The 24,472-nt window shown below is 57.6% G+C and carries 15 protein-coding genes; 8 read left to right on the plus strand and 7 right to left on the minus strand.

Features of this window, described 5'->3' with window-relative positions; translation table 11 throughout:
- Positions 1 to 65: 65 nt before the first annotated feature.
- Complete coding sequence (locus tag J3U87_RS31370) at positions 66 to 1,538, minus strand: hypothetical protein (RefSeq protein ID WP_237379751.1); 1,473 nt, start codon at positions 1,536 to 1,538, stop codon at positions 66 to 68.
- Between the two features lie 290 nt (positions 1,539 to 1,828).
- Between J3U87_RS31370 and J3U87_RS31375 the strand changes: the two genes are divergently transcribed.
- The 3 genes from J3U87_RS31375 to J3U87_RS31385 all read left to right on the plus strand — a co-directional run bounded on the left by J3U87_RS31375 (position 1,829) and on the right by J3U87_RS31385 (position 11,707).
- A complete protein-coding gene (locus tag J3U87_RS31375; RefSeq protein WP_237379752.1) occupies positions 1,829 to 2,899 on the plus strand; it encodes a DUF1080 domain-containing protein in 1,071 nt (356 codons plus the stop codon).
- Positions 2,900 to 4,768: 1,869 nt separating this feature from the next.
- On the plus strand, positions 4,769 to 6,655 hold the full coding sequence (locus J3U87_RS31380; RefSeq protein ID WP_237379753.1) for a hypothetical protein: 1,887 nt from the start codon (positions 4,769 to 4,771) through the stop codon (positions 6,653 to 6,655).
- 1,161 nt (positions 6,656 to 7,816) lie between these two features.
- Positions 7,817 to 11,707, plus strand: coding sequence for a DUF4838 domain-containing protein (locus J3U87_RS31385; protein ID WP_237379754.1), 3,891 nt, complete (start codon positions 7,817 to 7,819; stop codon positions 11,705 to 11,707).
- 231 nt (positions 11,708 to 11,938) lie between these two features.
- Here the strand turns inward: J3U87_RS31385 and J3U87_RS31390 are convergent, their stop codons facing one another.
- The 3 genes from J3U87_RS31390 to J3U87_RS31400 all read right to left on the minus strand — a co-directional run bounded on the left by J3U87_RS31390 (position 11,939) and on the right by J3U87_RS31400 (position 14,578).
- On the minus strand, positions 11,939 to 12,238 hold the full coding sequence (locus tag J3U87_RS31390) for a hypothetical protein (protein WP_237379755.1): 300 nt from the start codon (positions 12,236 to 12,238) through the stop codon (positions 11,939 to 11,941).
- 189 nt (positions 12,239 to 12,427) lie between these two features.
- On the minus strand, positions 12,428 to 13,084 hold the full coding sequence (locus J3U87_RS31395; RefSeq protein WP_237379756.1) for a hypothetical protein: 657 nt from the start codon (positions 13,082 to 13,084) through the stop codon (positions 12,428 to 12,430).
- Between the two features lie 723 nt (positions 13,085 to 13,807).
- Positions 13,808 to 14,578 carry an SDR family oxidoreductase gene (locus J3U87_RS31400; RefSeq protein ID WP_272932436.1) on the minus strand — a complete coding sequence of 257 codons (771 nt, stop codon included), beginning with the start codon at positions 14,576 to 14,578 and terminating at the stop codon, positions 13,808 to 13,810.
- A 282-nt stretch (positions 14,579 to 14,860) separates the two neighbouring features.
- Here J3U87_RS31400 and ada point away from each other — a divergent pair, with 282 nt between their 5' ends.
- The 4 genes from ada (at position 14,861) to J3U87_RS31420 (ending at position 19,090) form a co-directional block, all read left to right on the plus strand.
- A complete protein-coding gene (gene ada / locus J3U87_RS31405) occupies positions 14,861 to 15,940 on the plus strand; it encodes a bifunctional DNA-binding transcriptional regulator/O6-methylguanine-DNA methyltransferase Ada (RefSeq protein ID WP_237379758.1) in 1,080 nt (359 codons plus the stop codon).
- A 2-nt stretch (positions 15,941 to 15,942) separates the two neighbouring features.
- Positions 15,943 to 16,686 carry a 2OG-Fe(II) oxygenase gene (locus tag J3U87_RS31410; RefSeq protein WP_420038337.1) on the plus strand — a complete coding sequence of 248 codons (744 nt, stop codon included), beginning with the start codon at positions 15,943 to 15,945 and terminating at the stop codon, positions 16,684 to 16,686.
- A gap of 92 nt (positions 16,687 to 16,778) precedes the next feature.
- On the plus strand, positions 16,779 to 17,924 hold the full coding sequence (locus J3U87_RS31415) for an iron-containing alcohol dehydrogenase family protein (RefSeq protein WP_237379760.1): 1,146 nt from the start codon (positions 16,779 to 16,781) through the stop codon (positions 17,922 to 17,924).
- A gap of 638 nt (positions 17,925 to 18,562) precedes the next feature.
- Complete coding sequence (locus J3U87_RS31420; RefSeq protein WP_237379761.1) at positions 18,563 to 19,090, plus strand: cysteine hydrolase family protein; 528 nt, start codon at positions 18,563 to 18,565, stop codon at positions 19,088 to 19,090.
- Between the two features lie 825 nt (positions 19,091 to 19,915).
- Here J3U87_RS31420 and J3U87_RS31425 read toward each other — a convergent pair.
- A complete protein-coding gene (locus J3U87_RS31425; RefSeq protein ID WP_237379762.1) occupies positions 19,916 to 20,125 on the minus strand; it encodes a hypothetical protein in 210 nt (69 codons plus the stop codon).
- Between the two features lie 266 nt (positions 20,126 to 20,391).
- On the opposite strand from J3U87_RS31425, the gene J3U87_RS31430 reads away from it, so the two are divergent.
- The gene (locus J3U87_RS31430; RefSeq protein WP_237379763.1) at positions 20,392 to 21,885 is read left to right on the plus strand and encodes a phosphatidylserine decarboxylase; all 1,494 of its coding nucleotides are present in this window, start codon (positions 20,392 to 20,394) and stop codon (positions 21,883 to 21,885) included.
- 105 nt (positions 21,886 to 21,990) lie between these two features.
- Here J3U87_RS31430 and J3U87_RS31435 read toward each other — a convergent pair whose 3' ends face one another.
- On the minus strand, positions 21,991 to 22,497 hold the full coding sequence (locus J3U87_RS31435) for a 2-thiouracil desulfurase family protein (protein WP_237379764.1): 507 nt from the start codon (positions 22,495 to 22,497) through the stop codon (positions 21,991 to 21,993).
- Positions 22,498 to 23,560: 1,063 nt separating this feature from the next.
- The gene (locus J3U87_RS31440; protein ID WP_237379765.1) at positions 23,561 to 24,382 is read right to left on the minus strand and encodes an SDR family oxidoreductase; all 822 of its coding nucleotides are present in this window, start codon (positions 24,380 to 24,382) and stop codon (positions 23,561 to 23,563) included.
- Positions 24,383 to 24,472 lie beyond the last annotated feature (90 nt).

A 24,472-nucleotide genomic window follows, 5' to 3' on the forward strand; every position in this document is an offset into this window, starting at 1 on the left:
TTCCGGCGGTTTTCATGCCTTCCGGGGTTCAGGGATTGGTGACGCTCGATACCGCGCCGGTCCCTTCACGGGAAGTCGTCTTCGAACACGGTGCGGCCGATCCCGTCTTGCAACCGGACCCAATCTACCGCCCCACATCCGAAAAACCGAAACTGCAAGCCCTTGATGAGGCCTGGGCGCTCCGCCGTCCGGTGTGAAAAAATGGGTCGATCATCCACGAGAATCGTCGTCTCTCCCCCGTCTGCGACGATGCCGAGCTTGCGCCAATCGGAGAGATCACAGCCGAAGGCCGAAAGATCGTGGTCCCTACCCGCCATCCGCACTTCCGGCATGCGCAGGGTGATTTCGCTGACACAGCCGGGATAGGCCAGCGGCACCAGGAAAAATCCGTTTTCGCAGATCACGAACACTTCGCTCTTTTGGCAGGTCAACCCGCCTTCTTCCAGCCGATTGCGTAGCCGTGCCTCGAACCGAAAATCGCTGCCGGTTGCCTGGCCGAAGTCGCGCACATTGTAATAGCTCACCCAGTACCGGTTGGTCGATAGATCGAGGCGCGCGTCGGCCAGCACTTCCGGCGAGACATGCAGCATGCCGTCGTGAACCGCTCGTTCGGCGGGCAGGTAGAAGGGCGTCGGATCTCGGAGCTCGTAGCGCGCCAACGGGAGCCAGCCGTCGGTGGTGACGTGGACGCGTCGATCGGCCACGATTTGTTCGTTCACCAGCAAGCGTGCGCGATGGAAGCCCGGATAGTAATACACGGCGGAATGGTGGCGGTGCGACGGCGAGAGCCGTACCCGTTCGGCCGGGTTCCAGGACTGTTGTATAAATACTTCGCGATCCCCGAGCGCGCTGATGTCGAAATCGAAAATGACGGTATTTGGCAGTCCCTGACTGACGGTTTTACGATGGGAAAACGGGACATCCGGCAACGCGACTTCGCTGGTCGACGTGACGGTGCTCTGGTTGAACGCGAGATAGACCAGCACGAACAGCATGGTGGTGGCCAGCGCCAGAATCACCCGCCGCATGCCTACGGCCGGAGGTGGCTGACGGACGAGGGGATCCGGTGTCGTTTGCGGAGAGGGGTCCGCCTCGCACGCCACACCGGGGAGATCGTGATCGTGATCGTGATCGGCACCGACCGGACCTCGTGGAGGGTCGCGAAGCATATCGGTTTGTGCCGTGGCGGCGGACGCGGCGACGACGGAAATTTCCGGTGCCGGTACGACCCGTTCGTCGAACGCCTCCCGCGGTTCCTCTTCCCGTGTGTTGGCTTCACGCTGCAACTCGTGCCAGCTCTCGTAGCCTGCGAATCGGGCCAAGGCCTCCAGCGTGCTGGGATGCGGGGTCGCTGCGTAATTCGGTTTCCAGATGCGTCGCAGGGTCGAAAGGCTGAGGGAAATGCCGGTCTGTTCCTGAATGAGTTTGCTCAAGCATTCGTAATCGCGTTGTTTCCAACTGCGAACCTCGCCCCAACCGAGCTTTTCCTCGATGGCGGTTTTACAGGAATCCAGCAACTGGCTTAGGGGTATCGGCATGAACGCACCGCTTGAACGGGATTTGACACGTAAGTGATTGGCATTTGAACGACTTTGTTTCCAAAGGCTTACGTATGCTTTTACGAAACGGAACACAACGTTTCTCGATACTTCGAATCTTAACACTGAAGTACCGAATTTCCTGAGCGATGATGCGCATCCCCTTCTCGACGGACATCGCGTTCGTGGATTCCCACCGAGCTGTCTGGCCCCGTTGGGAGTACCGAAAAGCATGTTCCGCCGATGCGGGGTGCCGAACCGGCTTGGGTTCGGAATGGGAGGACTTTTTAATGAATGGGTCGAAATTTGGGTTCGTGATGATGCTTTTGGTTGGCATCGTGCCGGCGCTGGCGGGCGGGATCCCGTTGGATGCCGAACATTGGAATTTGGAAAATGCGGAGTTGGGCGAATTTCTCGGCCGGAAGGCCGTGACCGGCAGGGCGATTCTCGAGAAAGGCGAACTGCGCGACGGTGTCATTCAGGTGGATCTGGCAGCCACCGGTGAGCGCGCCTATCCTGGCATCATCTTTCATCGGGAAGGGGACCGCGACTACGAGACCCTATACGTGCGTCCGCACAAGTCCAACCTGCCCGACGCGGTACAGTACGCGCCGGCGTTCAACGGCATGGTCGGCTGGCAGTTGTTCTGCGGGCCCGGCTACACGGCCAAGGCGGTAATCCCGGCCAATAAATGGAACCGCATGGAAATCGAGATCCGCGGGCCGAAGGCGATCTTTTCGATCAACGGGGAACGGGTTCTCGAAATGCCGTTGAAGCGGGGTAGCCAGGGGGGCGGCATGGGCTTGAACGCCTTCCCCAAGAACCAGGCCTGGTTTTCCAACTTTCGGTTCACCCCCGCCAAACCTGGCAAAACCGAGCCGGTGGCGACCCCGGAAATCGCATCCGGCACGATTCTCAACTGGCAACTGTCCCCGATTCTCGCCACCGAATCACTCGATACCGAGACCTACCCCGCCAACCTGAAGACCTCCGAGTGGCAGAAAGTCACCGGAGAAGCGCCTGGCTTTTTGAACATTTCCAGATATTTGGCCAAAACCCAGCGTTGGAACACCGTGATGGCGCGCGCGGTGGTCACCGCCGACCGTGCCAAACGCGTCCGTTTGAATCTCGGCTACAGCGATCGACTCGATCTGTTCGTCAACGGGCAAAAGGTGTTTCACGGCGACAGCGAGTTCCAGGCCCGCGACGAGACCTTTTTGGGCATCGTGGGCCTGAACGACGCCGTGTACCTCGATTTGAAGCCTGGCGACAACGAGATCCTGGCCATGATCTCCGAGCGCTTCGGCGGCTGGGCCATCTGGGCCAAGGTCGACGAGTTACCCAGCGAAGCGATTCGCTGAACGTGTCCTTGATCGCCGCCGGTGAGGGGTGATCGCGCCCGCAAGGCGCGGTCGACCGCCGCCGATCCAATCGCAGCTCTCCGCGAAACGATCGGCGGTTCATGCACCGTCCGGCGATCGGCTCCACCTCCAAGAGACCCATCGCGCCCCCGCACTGCCAAAGGCATGCGTTGCGATGGGTCTCCTTTTTTTGGTGGGCGTCCCCATCCGCCCCTCCGGTTTGGTGGGTGTCTTCATCCGCCTTCCCCATCCGCCCACGCCGGCTTGGTGGGTGTCCTCATCCTGGATCGCGACGCTGCTCCAACGGTTTCGTGGGTGTCCTCATCTGGATCCTCCTCATCCTGGGCCGCGACGCAGCTCCCACGTTTTCGTGGGTGTCCTCATCCAGAATCGGGACGCCCCTCCGCTATTTCCTGGGAGTCCTCATCTGGGCGGTGAGCACTGGGCTTCCCCATCTGGATCCTGGGCTTTCGTGGGTGTCCCCATCTGGGCTTCTTGATCCTGGATCGCGACACAGCTCCCACGGTTTCGTGGGTGTTGTCATCTGGGCGGTGAGCACTGGGCTTCCCCATCTGGATCCTGGGCTTTCGTGGGTGTCCCCATCTGGGCTGGGTTTCCACATCTCCGCTTTGGTGGGTGTCCTCATCCTGGATCGCGACGCTGCTCCCACGGTTTTCGTGGGTGTCCACATCTGGGCTCCCGGTTAACCATCTGGGCTTCTTGATCCTGGATCGCGACGCTGCTCCAACGGTTTCGTGGGTGTCCTCATCCTGGGGATCGGGAAGCAGCTCCCGCTATTTCGTGGGTGTCCTCATCTGGGCGCTAGGGACCCACCTCCCGCTATTTTGAGGGTGTCCTCATCTGGTCCGCTCTTGATCCTGGATCGCGACGCTGCTCCAACGGTTTCGTGGGTGTCCTCATCTGGGCGGTGAGCACTCATCGTGGGTGTCCTCATCTGGGTGTCCTCACGCCAACGGTTTCGTGGGTGTTCTCATCCTGGGGATCGCGACGCACCTCCAACGGTTTCGTGGGTGTCTTCATCTGGGCGCTAGGGACCCACCTCCCGCTATTTCGTGGGTGTCCTCATCTGGTCCGCTCTTGATCCTGGATCGCGACGCACCTCCAACGGTTTCGTGGGTGTCCTCATCTGGGCGGTGAGCACTCATCGTGGGTGTCCTCATCTGGGCGCTAGGGACCCACCTCCCGCTATTTCGTGGGTGTCCTCATCTGGGCGGAGCACTCATCGTGGGTGTCCTAATCTGGGCGCCACGGTTTCGTGGGTGTCCTCATCTGGGCGCCGGTTTCGTGGGTGTCCTCATCTGGGCGGTGAGCACTCATCGTGGGTGTCCTCATCTGGGCGCTTCATCTGGGCGCTAGGGACCCACCTCCCGCTATTTCGTGGGTGTCCTCATCTGGGCGTCCTCATCTGGGCGGTGAGCACTCATTTGGGTTGTGCGGGGCCTGTCGCATCCTGGACAGGCCGCGTCTCGCGCATCGTGACGGCTTTGCCGTGCGGCCTTTTCGCGCTCGTCATGGGAGCCGGCCTCGTGCGCCCCCGGAGACTTCGATCACCCTGTTTTTTTACACGTCGTTGATATTTTTTTGGTACAAGTTGTAAAATACCCGAGTTTGACCCACTCTATCCCCCCTCTTACATCTAAAATTCTAAAAAGCTACCCCTGGTAGCTGATTCAAGGAATAAGAATGCGTATTTTTCTTCCGTGTTTCTTACTTTGTTTACTGCCTGTTCTAGGTCAACCTACCCTGAATCGAGACCATTTCTGGCGTATTGGAGACAGGTTTTATTTAAAGAACATCGATGCCGACCCTCTTTCGCCCGGCCCTTCGGGCGCCAATCAATCTTGGACCGTGCCCGTCACACACCTCGAGTCCAATGATCGCGTCATCGATATCCTCGAAGTGGGCGACACGCCCAGAGGTGCCTCCTTTCCCGGCGCGAACGCCGCCTTCGTCACCACCGAGGCGGACGTAACGGGGTACACCTACTACGACATGACCGCTTCCGGCATCGATTACTGGGGAGTCTCCGCCCTTCAGGACGGCCAGGAACTGGTTTCGGTGAACGACAACGGGGCCCTGCTGCTCGATTTTCCCCTTTCCTACCAGAGCACCAGCCAGAGCACCTATACCTCCACCTTCGATTTCAGCGGCATCAGCACCCGCCGCGAGGGGACGATCGAAAGCGTTTCCGACGCCTATGGCACGCTGACGGTGGGCGAGGAAACGTTTTCGAACGTGTTGCGCGTCAAAACCACGCAGGCCCACACCGACACGGTCGAAGTCTCGGGGGTTTCGGTCACCGTCGAGACGGAAGTGGTGAGCTACAGCTACTTTTCGGAAGCGTACCGCTATCCGGTGTACGTGTATTCCGAGGTCACGGCCATTGCCTCGGGTGTGCGGACCGAGGCGAAAAACGCCTATGTGCTGGTCACGGGGGACGGTGGCTCCGCCGTCATGGCCAACCGATACGTGCCGCATGTCACGCGACCCGGTCAAGGCTTCGAAAGCTCGCTGATCTTGAACAACCAAGGGGATGCAACGGAAGAGGTGGAGATCGTGGGTTTCGACAATGGCCGGACCCTGGGCAGCCAGCCATTCACCCTGGCCGCCAAGGAGATCCGCACGGTTCCTTTGGGTGACGCCTTTCCCGAGGAGCCGCCGACCAACCTGGCGATCACCGGCTCCGAACAGGTCCGCGTGTCCATCGCCTACCGCGCATCCGTGGATCAGGCCGCCAGCGCCCACCTGGCCGAGCAGCCCAATCAGGGCCGCACGTTGTGGGTGTACCCCGGCAATTGGGATTTGGTCTTCGATGGGGCCGCCATCGTGAATGTGGGCAGCAATGATACCGACATCACCCTGACCGTTTACGATGCCACCGGGCAGCTCGTCCAGGAAACGGAGGTCGCCGGGAACCTGGCGCCCGGCGAAAAGTTTCTGGCGACCTTCGACTCTCTCTTCGACCGAGTCCCCCAAGGATTGGTGAAGTTCAGTGCCACCCAAAACATCAGCGCCATCTTTCTCAAGGGGTCCTATCCCGGACAAAGCCCCAACTTCCTGTTCGCGAACCAACCGTTCACCGATCGAGACATCACCCAAGCGGACTTTCGTTGGTTGCCCCACATCACCGCACCGGGAGGCGGGTTCGAAACCGAGGTGCTGCTGATCAACCGCGGTTCGGAGAGCCAAACCATTCAAATGGTCGGGTACCGAACCGATGGCAGTATCGTGGGGAACCGAAGCGAAACCCTGGCAGCCGGTGCCACCCTGCGCCTGGGCCAGGACGAGGTGTTCGATGGCGACGAGTTCAGTCACATGTCGACGGTCGGAGGTGCGTCGATCACGGTCTCGGTAGGGTATCGTGCGATCGCCGATCAGGCGGCCACCGCCTACGTCCACGAGTCGACCGCCGAAGAGAACTCGGTTCAGATCTATCTCGGAGAGGGAGATCTCGTGTTCGACGGCATGGCCCTGGTCAATGTGGGCGCGGCACCGGCAACCGTGACCGCCACGCTGTTGGCTGGAGATGGCCAGGAACTGGACACCCTGACGTTGGAAAGCGACTTGGCGCCGTTCGCCAAAAAACTCGCGGTATTCAACAGCACCTTTTCGAGTCAAGGCGGGGTGGCGGTCCGCGTTCAAAGCGACCAGCCCTTCCACGCCGTGTTCCTGCGCGGAACCTACGTCGGCGCCGAACCGGCCTATCTCTACACCAATCCGGCATTCTCGGATTAACCGGACGAAGTCGCATCCGAGCGAGGGCACCCCGACCCGGTTGCCCCGTTCGGATGTCTTCTCCGATCGCCCTTATCCAACCGGCCTCCCGAAATTCGCGGTATACGAAGGGTGGATGTCCCCACCGGGGATTTCCCACCTGGGATTTTTTTACCGCAGAGGGCACGGAGTTCATAGAGAAAGAGGCCTGATTTTTATCATTTCATTTCTATGGTCAATAAGGGTTGCCGTTTTTAATGAGATTCCAATCTTGGATTCATGGAATGGTGTGGGGTACAAGAGCCAGCCTGGCTGGTATCGTCTACAATTTAACTCCAGTAATAGTTTGTGATGTTTTTAAAAAATTTCTACTGGCGTCAATGGAAAAAAACTCTCTACATACCGACCGGATACTATTTATATTCATTTTCAAACACATATCCACAATTAAAATACCACCTCAAATATATATAAATTATAACCTCACAGAGCTACGTTTCTATCAACTCATTCTATGCGATGGAATGTGCAAACTTACCCCCTCAAAACTATAGAACATATCTCCGCATTCAATCCAACGATGCATGGAGATGTCGAAAAACCTAATGTCTCCGCGTTCTTTGTGTCCTCTTATGTAACAAACTCTGTAAAGCTCGAAGATAAAGATAAAAACCTAAAAAGGCGGATGTGCGGGGAGTTCGTCGAAAAATGTCGGCCCGGCGGGCCAACTTACTGCAACGACGCCCCTCTCACAAATGCGGGAACTCCCAAACGATTCGCTTCGATTAGTTACCCACCTGAAACCCGGGCCCCCGGCCTGGGCGGCGACTCTGTGGTAAAAATACGACCCCTCCCCCATGGCAGGAGACACCTGGCCTAGTACGCCTTGCAAAGATTCCCCAAACGCTTTTTCGTCACTCACTCAATGTTTTCCGAATGTGCGGCGACCATAATGCGGGTGTGCTCTCACGATAGGCGCCCCTTCCCAGGAACACCATGTCCCGGCTGCCCGATCGAGGCGTTCACGACAATCGGCCGACACGCGGTCACTCGGCCGATCCCCGACCAATTTTGCTTTGGATATTTCTTCTCGGTTTTTTGCGAACGCCTATAGGACCTCGATCCAAAACGCGAAACAACCTCAACCCTTCTCACTTTTTCCTTGAACGAAGGAGGAAAAGCATGGTCCGTCCGTTTTTCACCTTTCTGGCGACACTCTCGCTCGCGGCGACGAACGCCTTCGCCTACACCGAAATCCACTTTGTCGACAACGGTTCCGATACCTCCATCATCTCATCCAACAATGGCGGGGACACCCAACTCACCAACGCGATCACCTTCTTCATCGACACCATCGAGACCAGCACCGGCGCCACCATTCCCCACAACACGGGGTCCAGCAACCAGCAGATCCACATCGGGGTGACCACTTACGTCGATTCCCTGGTGGACGACGGCACCATCGACCTGGGTGACCTGAAGACCGACGGATTCCACATCGAGATGTTTACCGTCGTCACCAAAATGGCGACCGAGTACCGGCTGGTGGTGGTCGGTCCCACGACCGCCGGCACCAAGAACGGGGTGGTCCACCTGCTGGAGCACCCCGATTGGTTGGGCCTGCGCCTGTTGATGCCAGGGGATGACGGCACCGTCATTCCCAGCCTGACGGACATCACGTGGGACACCCTGGATGTCATTCACGAAATCCCCGATTTCGGCGTGCGGCGTCAATCCTATGGCACGGCCAGTACCGATATGAACGATTGGATGATTCGCATGCGCCTGGGTCCGTTCAACAAATCAAAACTGTTCGCCCACAACCTTTACACGCTATTTCCGAAGACGGTGTACAGCACTTCGGATCCGGAAATCTACCCTCGCGTCAACCCCGAAGGCACCACGCGCTACATCCCGGTCAGCGACACCGACGCCAAGTGGAATCCGGTATTCACCGAGCCGAAAACCCTGCTGTACGGGGTGCGGCAAGTGCGCTCCCACTTCGACACCAACCCCACACAGAACGAATTCTCCCTCGGCGCAAACGACTCGGCCCGTTACGACCAACCCGAATACCTGGCCCAGGACGAACCGCGACACACCTACCATGGACTGGCCAATTACGCCGACCTCTACTTCAACTGGGTCAACCAGGTGGCTGACCGCATCAATCGGCCGCGCGATACGCGCATCGACGCACACTACACCTTCGAAACCTTCGTAGACGCCGACGAGGACACCCTGCCCGACGCTTCCGGCTTGCTCCACAATCTCGACGAGCAGGGCACCCTCACCCTCGTCGACGAAGACGCGATGCCCGGCAAGGTGGGTCAATTCGACGGCAGCACCACGGCCCTGGTTCTGCCCGATTCCACCAACGCACCCATCTTCCACGAAACGACCGGCTTCTCCGTAAGCTGCTGGATCAAAACCGATTCGGTCAGTGCACTACAGTACCTGCTGGACAACAAGGAGGGAGCCACCACCAGCGCCACCGGTTACAACCTGCGCATCACCGCTTCCGGAAAACTCGCCGCGACGCTGGTAGCCGATCACAAGACGCTTTCGGAGGAGGTAACCACCGAGCTGGAAACCACCCAAGGCATGCAAACGGGCGAATGGTACCTGGCCACCCTCACCGTCGATCGAGGCACCAGCACCGCGAAACTGTACCTGAAAGGGGAAGGAGATACGATAGACTCCGTGGATACGGAGACCCTCGATACCAATTTCGATACCATGACCCCCACCGACCCGTTTACGATCGGCGCCCACTCGAATGTGAACGGTGATTACTTCGACGGCCTCATGGACGGTTTCATCTTCTGGGACGAACCCCTGACCAGCACCGAGGTCGAGGACCTCTACGATTCGCTCGTCCCCCTTCGGGACGCCTCGATGCCCGCCTATTGGCCCATGGACTTCGCCGGTTTTTCCGACCAGGGCCCTTACAGCGTGGACTGTTCCTCCAACGATCACCACCTGGCGGTCACGGAATACCCCAATATGTCGGGTACGATCGAATGGGTCCCCGACGGCATCGTCGGCGGCGCCATGAAGTTCGACGACGGCTGGCTGGTGCTGCCCAGCTCGACCACGATCGACATCCAGAAACTCAGCTTCTCGGTCAGCCTGTGGTTCAAACCCGACGGTACCGGACTCCAATTCCTCATCGACAACAAAAGCGGCAACTCGGGTGGCCAGGGATTCAACCTGAACATCAACGCCAACGGTTACTTGGCGACGCGCATCGTCGGTCAGCACAGTTCGGGGACACCCACCTACATTTTCGACCTGAACACCGACGACGGAAACGCCGGCACCGACACCGACGAGATCACCACCGGCGAATGGAACCACGCCGTCTTGGTCGTCGACCGGACGGGGTCCACGGATACCGCGAGCCTGTACCTGAACGGCAGCTTCATGAAATCCGGGAATCTCGACGCGAACCTCGACAAAATCGTCGCACTCCTGCCCATGCACCTGGGCGCCCTCTCCGCCGATCCCGACGACACCGATTTCGTCTTCAACGGGTTGATGGACGAGGTGCTCATCTTCAACCGGCCGCTCACCTCCAGCCAGGTGTCCGACCTCTATGGGAGCGGCGCCCCCGATCCGTTTTTCGAGCCGCGTCAATTCGGGACCTACGCCTACAACCAGACGGTGGAGCCACCCAGCGACTTCTACCTGCACCCCTACGTCATGACCTCGGTCACCCACGACCTGTCGATGCCGATCCCCTTCGTGGGACGCCAGAGCCTGTTGGACGCCTGGGCGGCGCGCGCGCCGGAACTGGGCTGGTACGACTACCGCTACGGCGCCCCCTATCTCATCCCCAGAATCGATCTGGCATACTATCAATCGCAGCTCAAGACATTGCGCGCTGCCGGTGTCGACTACCTGTTCACGGAGCTCTTTCCCAACTTCGGCGAAGGCCCCAACCCCTATCTGACCATGCGCCTGATGTGGGATGTTGATTTGGACCTGGCAATCGCCAAAACCGCCTGGTACGAAGACGCCGTCGGATCCGGAGATGCCGCCACGAACCTGGCCGATTACTTCGCGATCTGGGAAACCGTGTGGGCCGACTACGTGCCGCTCACCGTCTGGTTCCAACCACCGACGACCTTCCTGCGCTACTTCCTGCCCTACTACCTGGAAGCCACCGACCTGGCGTTGGACTTCGACGCGGCGCGCACCGCGATCAATGCGGTCGTCACCAACACCACCGAGCTCACGCCGGAACGCACCCGCGCGGAAATCCTCGAAACGGCATTCGACTACTACGAAGCCTCCGGCAAGCTCTACCACGCAGAACGAGACATCTACGGGCCCTCGTTGCCGACCGCCTCGGATGCGGACACCCTCCTCACCACCATGGCCAATTTCGAAGGCGATCGGGCGGTTTTCGTGGACGACAACGCCTCCGACATCCACCTGAAGCATCGGTTGGACTTTCGGACCTGGCCCCGAATCGACAACTACAGCGAAAACAACATTCTCGGGTTGCGTCCCTTTCTGGAGCCGCCCATCGAAGACGCGACCTTGGAAACCAATTTGGAAGGCGAGCGTGACGATACCAACAACCGCGATTCGGTGCGGTTCCAAGCCAAGGCGGTCCTGAACCAAACCGATGGCGTGTCCACCCCGATCAACAGCAACTCGGACTTCTCATCGGGGTTGACCAATTGGAATGTCACCGCGCAAAACTCACCGGAAGTCGATTCGGGGGTCATTCGCTGGGATCAGCCCGAAAACGAAGCCCTGACCCAGGGTTTCACCGCCACCGCAAACAACTGGTACGCCGTGACCGCCCGCATCAAGGCCGAAGACCTGCCCTTCGACACCGACGACTATTACGTCCAAGTGCGACTCTTCGGGTCTTCGGACGCATACATCAAACAGGTCAAACCCTCGTTCGACCGGTGGATCGACATCGGCGTGGTGGGCAAGATCACCACGACCTCGGCCACCATCTCGCTCCAGTTCTTCCATTTCTTTGACGAGGCCATGGTCTTTCCGGTGGTCGTCGATCACTTCGAGGTATGGGACCTGGGCTCCGCACCCTGAACGAGGGCGCACCGCCCGACGACATTAACCGTGAAACCCGGGGAATGGCCACCAAGTGGCTGTTCCCTTTTTTGATGGCGGCGCACCGGAACCACAGGCAACCTGGGTTGCCGCCTGCGCCGCTGGCGGAGGAACCCTATCGATCGAGCAGGGAATTCCGTTTTAGGTTTTTTTTACCACGGAGATCGCAGAGTTACTGGAGGAGGTATCGACTTTGTCGATACTTTTCTTTCAATCCAAACGGACCACTGAACAAATCTGCGCGTACAACCCATCTCGAATCATTGATTTCAGTTTTTTTTCACAGGGTGTCTGAAAATACTGAACCTTCTTGCACAAAGTAGAAACCATTGATTGGTTTCTTGGTCCAGGACAATTTTGTCCACGAATCACACGAATCACACGAATCACACGAATCACACGAATCACACGAATCAAAGGAATGCCATGTAATGATTCTCCAAACGCCACCAGCCCTTTTTTAAAAATCGGGAATACGGAATCCAAGAATGTTTTTTTAATTCGTGTCAATCGGTGTGATTCGTGGACAAACTTTTTTAACCAACAGTGAGCCACAAGAAAGTGGTTCCTTGGAAGAAAACAGAATATTTTTTTCAAAACGGTAAATACAGCTCTCTAGATACAATAAATCACTATGACTGAATCGCGATCAAAAACCATTGGTTTTCGATCGCGATTCTACATGGTAACGAGGGCTAATTATTCAATGGGGACGCCACCGCCGCCACCGCCGCCGGAGCACTTGGCGTTTCTCAAGGTCGTATAATAACTAGATCCATCATCGAGCTTCACTCGAACGTTCAGGGTATCCGCGATGGGATAAAAACTCACGCCAATGGTTTCCGAGTACGGGCCGGAATAAATCAGGTGTTCCGCATAATCAAGAGAGTTATCCGCAACGAACACTTTCATCGTTGAGGCTCCCGCCGCTACATTGGCACTGACCGCAATCAATTGTCTATTTTGGTTACAACCAAGGCGTTCAATACTGACGCTTTCGGGATAAGGTTGAATCGGTCTTCTCGTGGTTACGGTGGTGTATTCCACATCGTAATCCACGTATGGCAAAGTAATTCGGCACGCTCCAGGCGTTTGAACCGGGTGACCCGTGGGAAGCACATTTCCCCAAGGATCCCGATGGACGTATAAGCTTTGAACGGGGTGCCGACTGGTGTAAAAATACAATGTATCCCACTGGTCAAGACTGTAGTCATAATATTGACATGATGCTTCCCCGTAATAATAGGGGTAATAGGTAGGAATGGTCTCAGTCACTATCTCCCAATCTTCATACCAGCCTCCCGCGAATGCGGAAGTTGAAATAAAACAGAGGCAAATAAATCTAATGATATTCACTTAGGTCTCCTTGTTTTTTGACGCGATGTGCATTTATCTGCAAAACGATTTTCAATTACCAAAAGTGTGCGATTCGGGGGGATACGATCGGATGGCCGAACCCCGTGCATGATGTCGGAGAGGCCCGCCCAGGGCGAAACGTGTTGGGGCGAGCGTGGTCCGGCAATCCGTGATCCGGCATTCCGTGGTCCGGCAATCCGTGGTCCGGCACTCCGGAGGCGAACTTGGAACGTCCGGGGGGTCCGGCTATTCGGCCGCCACCGGATATTGCAGCCCGACAGGTTGTGCGGCGTTCGGCCTTCCGATGGTGCCGCCAAGAATCATTCAATTTAGGAGTTAAGGCTTCGAGATACTCGGGCGTTCAGGCGACCGGGCTCACGGGGTGTTTCTCACGTGATTCCTGTACCGGCCACTTGCTCATTGCCCTCTCAACCGGCCCAGTTAACCTGATAAGCAATAGAATTCGAGGTTCGGGGTCAAAAAAAATAATTTCCCGGGAAATCCAACCCGGGCGGCTCTCCGGGGCCGTCAGTAAATCACTGTACTTAATCAATTTATACTCGGTTTCTTATCTAATGAACCGCGAGCGGGTTTTTTGATCGTATGGAGAACGAAAGCCTCACCAGGATACCGGACCATATTAGGCGCGCCCCTCCCCACTTCGGGTAGGACCGACCCCGAGCGACATCGGGATCGGCCCTGCGTTACAGCGGAACCCCTACCTCAGGTCTTGCAGATCGACACGCCTCCATCCACCAGGAACGCCGTACCGGTCACGAAGCTCGAGGCATCGGAAACCAGGAACAGCGCCGCCCGGGCGATTTCCTCCGGTGCCGCGATACGCTTGACCGCGTGTAACCCCTCGACGAATGACTGGACTTCCGGTCCCGCATCGGGCGCGTTGGCCAGGTTCATCGGGGTGTCGGTCCCGCCGGGCAACAGCGCGTTGACCCGAATGCCCGAAGCCCCGTAGGCCGCAGCCAGGGTTTTCACCAGGCCGATCTGGCCCGCTTTGCTTGCGCCGTAGGCCGCCATCCCGGGAATCCCCGCCGTGTATCCCACGAAACTCGATGTGAAGACCAGCGAACCGGCACCGCGCGTCAACATCGCCGGAATCTGATACTTGGCTCCAAGAAAGGCACTGGTGAGATTGGTATCGACGATGTCTCGCCACGCCGCCATCGACAGGTTCGTCACGGGTTGCATGTCCCCGATGATCCCGGCATTGTTGAAGGCGATATCGAGCCCGCCGAACCGATCCACCGCCGTCACCACCAGGGATTCGGCCAAGGCTTCGTCCTTCACGTCGCCCGGAACGCCAAGCGCCTCGCCGCCGGCCGCTTCGATGTGCGCCACCAGCGCGGCGAGCGGTTCGCGACGTCGGCCGTTCAAAACAAGGCGTGCGCCGTGCTGGGCGAACAGAAGCGCCGTGGCATAACCAATGCCCGAGGTTGCGCCCGTCACGATTGCCACCTTATGCTTGAGTGTCTGCATGTCATGTCACCTCAAAAATATCCGTGTTTCGGCCGCAAGGGCGGCACTGGCCTCCAACGATGCCCTCGATCCGCTGCCAAATCACTCCGGTTCTTGCGCTTGAATTCACTTTCCCGAGCGGCATCGTGCCCGCAGAACGGGGCGGTTCCCACGAAAAAATTTAAAAGCAAGGAACGAAGTGTCGCCCTGCGACGCGACCGCTAAGATCCGAGTTGTGGCACGGCGGTTCAGCCTCCGTCCACGAAACCCACGACTGCGATCGCGCAGGTAAGGAGCGCAACCATGGTTCCCCAAATCGACGGACACACCCGCCCCACTTTTTCCTCGGACGAGGCGCGTTGGGAGGCGCTCGTGCAACGCGACGCCGCCGCGGACGGCGTGTTTCTCTATTCAGTGCGCACCACCGGTGTCTATTGCCGGCCCTCGTGCCCCGCACGTCTGGCCCAGCGGGAGAACGTCCAGTTCCACGAGAACTGCGCCGAGGCCGAGCGGGCTGGATTTCGTCCCTGTAAACGCTGCCGCCCCAACGAGGCATCACTCTTGGAACGCCAGACAGCCGCAATCGCGGCAGCCTGTCGCCTCATCGAGGAATCAGAAGAAACACCCGACCTGGCGACCTTGGCCGAGGCGGCCGGCATGAGCCGCTACTATTTCCATCGAGTCTTCAAGGCCCGGACCGGGGTCACCCCCAAAGCCTATGCCGCGGCCCACCGCGCCAGCCGGGTACGCGACGAATTGACCCAGAGCACCACGGTCACGGAAGCCATCTACGACGCCGGCTACCAATCGAGTGGACGGTTTTACGCCCAATCCTCGAAAGTGCTCGGCATGACGCCCAGCGAATTCCGCAAGGGCGGCTCTGGTGCGCAGATCCGGTTCGGCGTGGGCGAATGCTCGCTCGGCGCCATCCTGGTCGCCGCCAGCGACAAAGGGATTTGCGCCATCCTGTTGGGCGATGACCCCAACGCGCTGGTGCGCGATCTCCAGGATCGATTCCCCAAGGCGGTGCTGGTGGGCGGCGACAACGAGTTCGAACAGTGGATGGCAAAAGTGGTAGGCTTTGTGGAAACCCCACGCATCGGACTCGAGCTGCCGCTCGACGTACGCGGCACGGCCTTTCAGCAACGGGTCTGGCGCGCCTTGAGCCACATCCCGGTGGGCTCGACCCTCAGCTACGCCGAGGTGGCGGAAAAAATCGGAGCACCGAAGGCCGCGCGGGCCGTCGCACAGGCTTGTGCGGCCAACGCGATCGCGATCGCCATCCCCTGTCACCGCGTCGTCCGCACCGACGGCTCGCTTTCCGGTTACCGCTGGGGCATCGATCGCAAGAGTGCACTTCTGGAACGCGAGGCAAAAGCATGACGATCCCTGCAAGCACCCAAAACCCCGTCCATCCACCTGCGCACCTCGCCGAACGCATCGCATCATGGGATGCGTCGTCCCTGAACCGGGACCTCGACACCCAGGGTTATGCGCTCATCGAGAATCTGTTGAGCGAAGAGATGTGCGCGGACATGGTGGGCATCTACGAAGACGACGCACGGTTCCGCCGTCGGGTGATCATGAGTCGCCACGGCTACGGCCAGGGCGAGTACAAGTATTTCGCCTATCCCCTACCCGGGCTGGTGGCGTCCCTTCGGAATGCACTGTATCCCGTGTTGGCAGAGACCGCCAATCGCTGGAACGCCTCCTTGGGCATCGACACCCGCTACCCGGCGACCCACGCGGCATTCCTGAAGCGGTGCCACGAGGCGGGTCAATGCCGACCCACGGCCCTGGTGCTCCGCTACGGTCCTGGCGATTACAATTGTCTGCACCAGGACATCTACGGCGACTGCCTGTTCCCGCTCCAAGTGGCGGTGCTGCTCTCGCAGCCGGGCAGGGATTTCACCGGTGGTGAATTCCTGCTCGTCACCCAGCGGCCGCGACGGCAGTCCTGGGCGGAAGTGGTACCGCTCGAACGCGGCACCGCCGTCATCTTCCCCGTTCACCAGCGCCCGGTACCCGGCGCTCGCGGCGCGGTGAGGGCGAACATGCGCCACGGGGTGAGCCGCATCCGATCGGGAGACCGTCACACCCTCGGCATCATTTTCCACGATGCGACCTGACGCTGGGCGGGCGATCGTGCGACAATGGCTCGGTCGCGTAAAATCCTGATAGAACGCAAGATCGAGGAACGATTGTCGAGGAGTGTCCGTCCATGACCGGATTCCGCATGCCTACCCGGATCCTGATCGAACCCGGGTGCCGCCACCGCCTTTCGGAAATACTGGCAACCCACGGTTGGAGCCGCGTGTTGTTGATCGTCGATCCTGGACTCTCCGCCACCGTTTGGCCGCAAGACCTTCGCGATCACCTGACACAGGCCGGGGCGGCGGTCGAGGTCTTCGACGCACTGTTACCCAATCCACGCCTGTCCTCCGCCAAATCGGCGGCTGACCTGGCCCGCGACCATCGAGCCGACGTGCTGGTCGCGCTGGGCGGCGGCAGCGCGCTGGATACGGCCAAAGCCGCGGCCATGTTGGCCACCAATCACGGTGACCCGCTCGAATTCGTCGGTAAGAACCGATTCGCGACGGATCCGTTGCCGATGATCGCCTTGCCGACGACCTGCGGGACCGGCTCCGAGGTGACCTGGGTCTCGGTGCTGACCGACCCCGATGCGCATACGAAGGTCAGCATCAAGGGCGACGGCATGTTCCCCGATGTCGCCCTGGTGGACTCGGATTATCTGGAAACCCTGCCGCCCTCGCTGATCGCCGCAACGGCGATGGACGCCATGACCCATGCGGTCGAGGCCTACATCGGGACCGAGGCCAATCCGATTTCGGACGCCCTGGCCGAAAAGGCGATCGCGCTGCTATGGCACCATCTGGCGCCCTGCTACACCTCGAGCGGTCGAGACGGCGAGGCACGCAACCAGGTGGCCAGGGCTTCGACGCTGGCGGGCATGGCCTTCGGCAATGCCGACGTCGCGGGCGTGCACTGCCTGTCCGAATCGTTGGGTGCGATGTTCGATGTGCCCCACGGACTGGCGAACGCGATACTGCTGGTACCGGTGCTCCGCTATCAACGAGCCGTCATCGTGGCGCGCCTCGATCGGCTCATGCGCCGCGTGGCCCCTGGCTTCACCGGCGATGCGGAAACGGGGGCGACGGCGTTCTTGGAAGGCCTGGCGGCCTTGGGCTCCCGCGTGGACATTCCGCCCTTCGCGGCGCTGGACATTCCGGGCGAAGCCTTGGGCCAGGTGGCCGAGAAGGCGGAGGCCAACGGTTCCAACCCGTCGAATCCCATGCCGATGGCGGCGGAGGATTATCTGCACATTCTGCGCGCTTTGCTTGGGTGACGGTGTTAGTATTTTTTCTACCACAGAGCACACGGAGTTCGCGGAGGAGAAAAACAGTATCATTCCTTTTCACTCACTCCCCACATTCTAATTTTTCTGTATTTTTCACCACAGAGTCGCCGAGAAGACCGAGTCTCCCTAAACTAGGGAAGAAACACTTGATCGACTTTTTGGAGCAGAACAATTCTGTCCACGAATTACACCGCTTATACGAAACAAGGCATGCCCACGATATTGTCCTCACAGTACCCCCTGCTTATCAAAAAGTCGAGAATAAGGGACCCGAAGATGGCTTGTCAATTCGTGTCAATCGATGTGATTCGTGGACAGACTTTTTCAGTCAAAGATGAGTTATAGGAATTGACTTCCTGGAAGCACACAGAACCAAAAAAAATAATCAAAGAACATTTTCCCAACCCCACCTTTCCTTCACAACAAAGACACCCAAGTCGCACGAGAACATTTTCAACAAAGAATTTTATAACACTCACAGCAACTTGCGATACGCCTACGTTTAATGATACAAAAGCAAACTCAAGAAATGCCCTCCGTTAACTCAGTGGACTCTGTGGTAAAAAAGAAACCTCAATATACACGAACACAATCATCGAAACCCCACACTCCGAGGAGAGAAAAGAATGACATCAGCCGTTCTGGTGATCGACGTGCAACGCGGTATTTTTGATCGAGAGCCGAAACCCTTCGAAGCCGAACAGGTGATCGAGAACATCAACACCGTCACCGCCCGCGCGCGGGAAGCCCAGGTACCGATCCTTTTTCTGCAACAGGAACTGACATCGGGCTGGATGGCCTACGGTTCCGAAAGCTGGCAATTGCAGGCCCAACTCGAGGTAGATGAAGGAGATATCGTCATCCGAAAAACCCGAAGCGATGGCTTTCTCCACACAACGCTTCACGAGACATTGACCTCTCGGGGCGTAAGCCGACTGATCGTTTGCGGCTTCGCTTCCGAATTCTGCATCGATTCGACGATCCGTCGTGCATCGAGCCTGGACTATGCGATCCACATCGTTTCCGACGCCCACACGACCCACGACAAGGAACACCTCACGGCGGAACAAATCCGCAACCACCACAATGTCACGCTTTCCATGAGTCCCACGATCGAGGCTACCCCGGCTGCGGAGGTGACGTTCACCGATTGAACCTCATTGAACTTCGTTACTATTTTTTTACCACAGAGGACACAGAGAACGCGGAGAGGCAGCGGCTCCTCAGTCCGTCTCTTATATACCCCATTTTTGACCAGAATCTTTAAATACCACCACAAAGAACACGAAGCAGGTAATTATCGTTTGGATAGTCATTCTATTACCTAAACCTGACCCAACCGGATCATTTCATCATACACTAGGAAATGAACAATATGTGGCCCAGTCATTTAACCAAAGTACCAAACAGGAACCATGGACATCGCTCTCGCAAATTCTGTGTCCTTTCAAAAAACCACTTCGTTCTGGCTCACCTGTGGCAAAAAAGTCTGTCCACGAATCACACAGATTGACACGAATTGTTAAAGGCACCCTCGGATCCCCTATTCTATTTTTTGAAAGACCGGCGGTACTGTGAGGACGATACCGTGAACTGCTTTGATACGTGTCCAGTCGTATGATTCGTGGACAAAATATTCCTGGTCCAAGAAACCGCCCAAGTGTTTCTTTCCTACCTAGGGAGATTTGATCTCCTCCGCCACTCGATGGCAGAAACTTAATAGGTCCACGCGCTTGCGAACAACTGCCCGCCCGGGTTTCGTCACATTTAAGGTTCAGAATCCATTGACTTGTTTACCTCAAAAAGCAGGGTGTTTTCGAAGTGGTTCCTCGGATTCAGCAGTCAGGCATCAATTTTTAGTTAACTCATTACCAAATAAACACTTTGCCGAAATCACGGCACCTGAGAGTTAATACGATGCCCATCCGGGCGGACGAACTCACTCATCACGATCATTGTGTTTTTGATGGGCACGGCCCTCAATGACACGCTTCAGCCCATAATGAAACAACAGCACCGCCTCCGTTGACTCTGGGCACTCTGTGGTAAAAAATACCTAAACTCAACAACTTACGAAAACCTACCACCAGCACGCCCACCTCCGCAAAAACAAGGAAACGCAAGACCCGGAGAAAAATATCGTTTTTGGTTGAATTCACCGCACCGAAAAAGTCAGAATAGGGGCGCACTCCCTTTTTTCCATTTCGACGTCCTTTCTCAGATCCGTGCGGCTCCCAAGACGACTCGGAGGGTCGAACCTGCCTGCCCACCGGACCGGGTTGGCGACCCATCGCCCTCGCAAAGGCGAGCCTGCCACGCCGAGGACCGCCACAGCCATCTTCGCCGGGACTTCACGAGCCCGAGTCCCCCAGCGGCCCGCCACGCCCTTTTCACGACCCCAATCGATTCGAACGACTGAGATCCTCCACCCTTCATCGCATCAAAAGGAGAGAGTATGACCAGAAAGTTCCGCGGTCGCGCTGCATCCGCTCGTTCTCGCCTCGCATCTCAACAAGACCTGCAACGCTTCCTGGAGCGCCCCGGAAGCGCCGAAGCCATGGGCAAAGCCGATCGCAAGCCCGTGAAAGACACGCAGCTCCCGCCTCAGGAACCGCCGTTCCTGGGTGACATGCCGCCCGTGGGCGTCGTGTACGAACCCCAGCAACCGGCCACCAAGCAGCTCAAGCGCATCATCGATAAAAACTACTACAGCGCCAACTTCGAAAAGGCGATCGAAGTGGTGCACGCCCAGAAGATTCCCGAGCTGAGCCGCATCAAGACCCTGGATCAGTTCTACTACTACGTCGATGCCCTCGTCACCTGGATCCCCGAGATTCGCGTCTGGGATTGGAACGGCGAAATTCTTCACGAGCGCACCGTCTATCTACGCATCACCCAGTTCTATTATTATTTCAACCAGCCCACCCTGGAAGCGCTGCAAAGCCCGATCGAACCCAAAGAAGGCCAGGACCTCTCGCCGGTTTCCAAGTGGCTGCGCGAGTTCGCGGTGGAATGGGGCTCGTTCCTGGACACCGCCGAATCCCGCCAATACCTGGAAACCTTCAAATACGCGCCCGAATACGCCTGGCAGGAATTCGAAAAGCCGCCCGAAGACTACCCCTCCTTCAATGCCTTTTTCGCACGGACCTTCAAGGACATCGCCGTGCAGCGCCCCGTGGCTCAGGCAGCCGACGATCGCGTGATCGTCTTCCCGGCCGAATCCACCTTCGTGGGTCAGTGGGCCGTCAGCACCCCGGTCGGGGAGCCGTTGCCGGCACCGGCCTCGATCGTCGTCAAGCACATCGAATGGCCGATCGACGAGTTGCTGCAGGATTCCAAATACGGCAACGACTTCAAGGGCGGCATGTTCTGCCACAGCTTCCTGAACACCTATGACTACCACCGCTTGCACACCTCGGTGTCCGGCAAGGTCCTGGAGGCCAAGTTCATCCCCGGCCAGGTCTATCTGGAAGTGAACCTCGAGAGGCAAGGCGACGAAGTGGCCGACGGCGACATCGCCAACGCGGTAATCCCCCAGCGCTACCTCGACGCCGACGATCCGACCGGCTACCAGTTCGTTCAGTGCCGCGGCCTGTTGGTTCTGGAATCACCGATCGGCAAGGTCGCGATCCTGCCCATGGGCATGGCCCAAGTATCCTCGGTGGTGTTCGTCACGCCCAAGAAGGAAGGGCAACAGCCCATCATGCTCACACCGGAAGAGAAACAGGGCCGGGACTACCACCAACAAGTGGACCTCCTCAACCAGAAGATCGAAAAGGCTCTGGTCGGCAAGCACCTGGAAAAGGGCGAGATGTTCTCGTACTTCCAGTTCGGTGGCTCCGACTGCGTGGTGGTGTTCGAGCGCAAGGCGAACGTGGACGTCACGGCCAAGGTCAACACCCACTATCCCATTCGCAGCCAGTACGCGATCGCCAACATCAACAACTGAGCACGTGATTTTCGAATCAGCGAGGGTTGGCCCGGCGGTCCCGCGGGGTCACGGCGCCAACCCGTCCACCGCCCAGATGTCAGGGCGGTTCGACCAATCGAAGCCTCAGTCGGCAGCGTTCCCGTGCTCCAAGGCGGCCAGCCAGGCGGCGGCCTCCTCGATCTGCTGCTCGGTAAAGACGCGAATGTCGTGGGATTCGAGCAGGCTGGCCGTCACGCCCGATCCCGGAATCAGGTTTCCACTGAAGCTGCCGTCATAGATGAGGCCGACGCCGCACGATGGGCTCTTGGCTTTCAATACGGCCAGCCGTGCGCCCTGATCGACCGCGAGGGCCAGTGCCTGCTCGGCGCCCTTGGTGAAGGGCTCGGTCACATCCGTGTCGTGACGATTGCGCACTTTCGCTTCGCCACGCCATACCGCGTCGCCGTCGCCGTCGAAGATCTCCGCCGGGGGTCGCGGCGTGGGCAGCCCACCGGCCACTTCCGGACAAACCGGCACGATGCGACCTTCTTCGCGCCACCGCGCCAACACCGGGTGATCGGAAAGTTTGTGGCGGCCGTCGTGGCGTACCTTTTCGCCCAGAAGGCACGCACTGACAAGGATTCGGATCATGGGGAACCTCCCGGGATTCGGTATGGTGGAGATACGGGATATTCGGATGCGGGGCCTGGATCGCACCGGTCGAAAATGGCAGGGCGTAGGGTACCAGCAGGTATCACCCTTTTCAATTTATATTTTTTACCGAGGTGCACAGCCTAAGCTTACCCCTCATTGCAAAATTTGTATTTTTTTTACCACAGAGGACACAGAGAACACAAAGAATTCACATTGAAATTTAATTATCATCGCCAACCAGAACACCAAGTGACATTTAATAGATTTTATTAAAAAACATCAGAACACAAGAGGCTAGCGAGTATTATTTTCAGTTTGTATTTTTTACCAAGACGCACAACTCAAGTTGCATTTTCATTTTTAAATTTTAAGTATTTCTACCACAGAGATCACAGAGGATACGGAGAACACAAAGAATACCTCTCACTATTAAACTATCAATACCATCAATCTCCATGTCAAATAACATTTCATAGATATTATGAAAAACATGTTATCTAGTGTCCATCCAGAAACAGGGTTTTTATGAAAATGCTCCTCTGAATCGGCAGGGTTGCCAATGCCAACTGGTATCAGCAGCCAGGAATCAGATATCAGCTAAATATCTTCGAACACGTATCTTGTTGATACATAACGCCTGATACCTAATACCGTGCCCATCCAGTCAAACCACCTTGGGAGTTGTAATCCCTTCGTTTCTGGATGGGTACTATCTAGCATCTGTCCAAAGACGGAATCATCCCATTTATTTAAATGAATTATTTTAATGGACTCGATATCAGCACCCCAAGCACCATTCATTTTAAAATAATTTTTTCAGGCATTTAATCAAAAATCAACATCAGATGTCTTACGCCAGTTAACTTGGAGAGATTCGTCAAATTTTGAGTTTTTCAAAACAGAGATCGTGTTTCCGGATGCGTAGGATCTGGACAAGAAAAACCAAAATCATATAAAACCATCTATGGAAAGAATCAACCGATACGGAATCACACCTCTCCCTCCGTAAACTCTGTGCCCTCTGTGGTAAAAAAAATGCCTAAAACCCATATCCAACAAGCTATGAAGACGCAACCCTCCGCACCTCGCGGTCGATAATCATGCGCACCAAGCCTGGCAGGAAACGGTTTGCCCACCAATAGAACTTCCCCTCCCAGCCGGGAATGATCATGAACGAACCGCGCCGCACGCCTTTGAGAAGATCTCGGGCCACCTTTTCGGCCGTCAGCGGCACGCCCTTCCCCGAGATCGCCGCGGTTTCGGGCGGTTTGGTCAAGTTTTCCTCGTGGAGTTGGGGCGTGTCCGTATCGACGGGGCACACCACCGAGACCCGAACCCCACGCGGCGCCAGTTCGCAGCGCAACGCCTCGGAAAAGCCGATGAGGCCAAATTTCGAGGCACTGTAGCCGGTGTATCCGAAGATCCCGATCAACCCCGCCAGCGACGAAACATTCACCACGTGGCTCCCCCGACCCATGTGGGGCAGCAGGGCGGTCGTGACATGGCGCGGCCCGCAGAGATTCACCTGGAGCATGCGCTCGAACAGCCCGCTGTCGATATCTTCGAAGTAGTGCGTATGGGCGATGCCGGCGTTGTTGACCAGCACATCGGGCGATCCGAATCGCGAAACCGCCTCTGCCATGACGCGGCCGACGGCCGCTTCGTCGGACACGTCCAGGGCCTCGAAGAACACCTCGAGCCGCTCGGAGGCATCGCCGCTGTCGCGAAGCGCCGCCACGGCTTCCTGCAAGCGCTCCTTGCGACGGGCGAACAGGGCGAGTCGAGCCCCTTGGCGCGCCAGCAACCGCGCCAAAGCGAGCCCGATCCCGCTGAAGCCGCCCGTGATGTAAACCGCGCGCCCCGCAAACGAAGTTTTGGCCAAACCAGCCTCCCGCTTTCGTGTGAATACCCATTCATAGCAAATTCACGGAGGGTCGGCCATGGTGGCGCCAAAAAAGACGCATCCATTTTG

The organism is Sulfidibacter corallicola (genome assembly GCF_017498545.1).
Taxonomy (GTDB): Bacteria; Acidobacteriota; Holophagae; order Acanthopleuribacterales; family Acanthopleuribacteraceae; genus Sulfidibacter; species Sulfidibacter corallicola.

Excerpts from the sequence above, each read along its gene's own strand:
- J3U87_RS31370 (WP_237379751.1), bottom strand. The coding sequence starts at position 1,538 with ATGCCGATACCCCTAAGCCAGTTGCTGGATTCCTGTAAAACCGCCATC.
- J3U87_RS31375 (WP_237379752.1), top strand. The coding sequence starts at position 1,829 with ATGAATGGGTCGAAATTTGGGTTCGTGATGATGCTTTTGGTTGGCATC.
- J3U87_RS31385 (WP_237379754.1), top strand. The coding sequence starts at position 7,817 with ATGGTCCGTCCGTTTTTCACCTTTCTGGCGACACTCTCGCTCGCGGCG.
- J3U87_RS31400 (WP_272932436.1), bottom strand. The coding sequence starts at position 14,578 with ATGCAGACACTCAAGCATAAGGTGGCAATCGTGACGGGCGCAACCTCG.
- ada (WP_237379758.1), top strand. The coding sequence starts at position 14,861 with ATGGTTCCCCAAATCGACGGACACACCCGCCCCACTTTTTCCTCGGAC.
- J3U87_RS31415 (WP_237379760.1), top strand. The coding sequence starts at position 16,779 with ATGACCGGATTCCGCATGCCTACCCGGATCCTGATCGAACCCGGGTGC.
- J3U87_RS31420 (WP_237379761.1), top strand. The coding sequence starts at position 18,563 with ATGACATCAGCCGTTCTGGTGATCGACGTGCAACGCGGTATTTTTGAT.
- J3U87_RS31430 (WP_237379763.1), top strand. The coding sequence starts at position 20,392 with ATGACCAGAAAGTTCCGCGGTCGCGCTGCATCCGCTCGTTCTCGCCTC.
- J3U87_RS31435 (WP_237379764.1), bottom strand. The coding sequence starts at position 22,497 with ATGATCCGAATCCTTGTCAGTGCGTGCCTTCTGGGCGAAAAGGTACGC.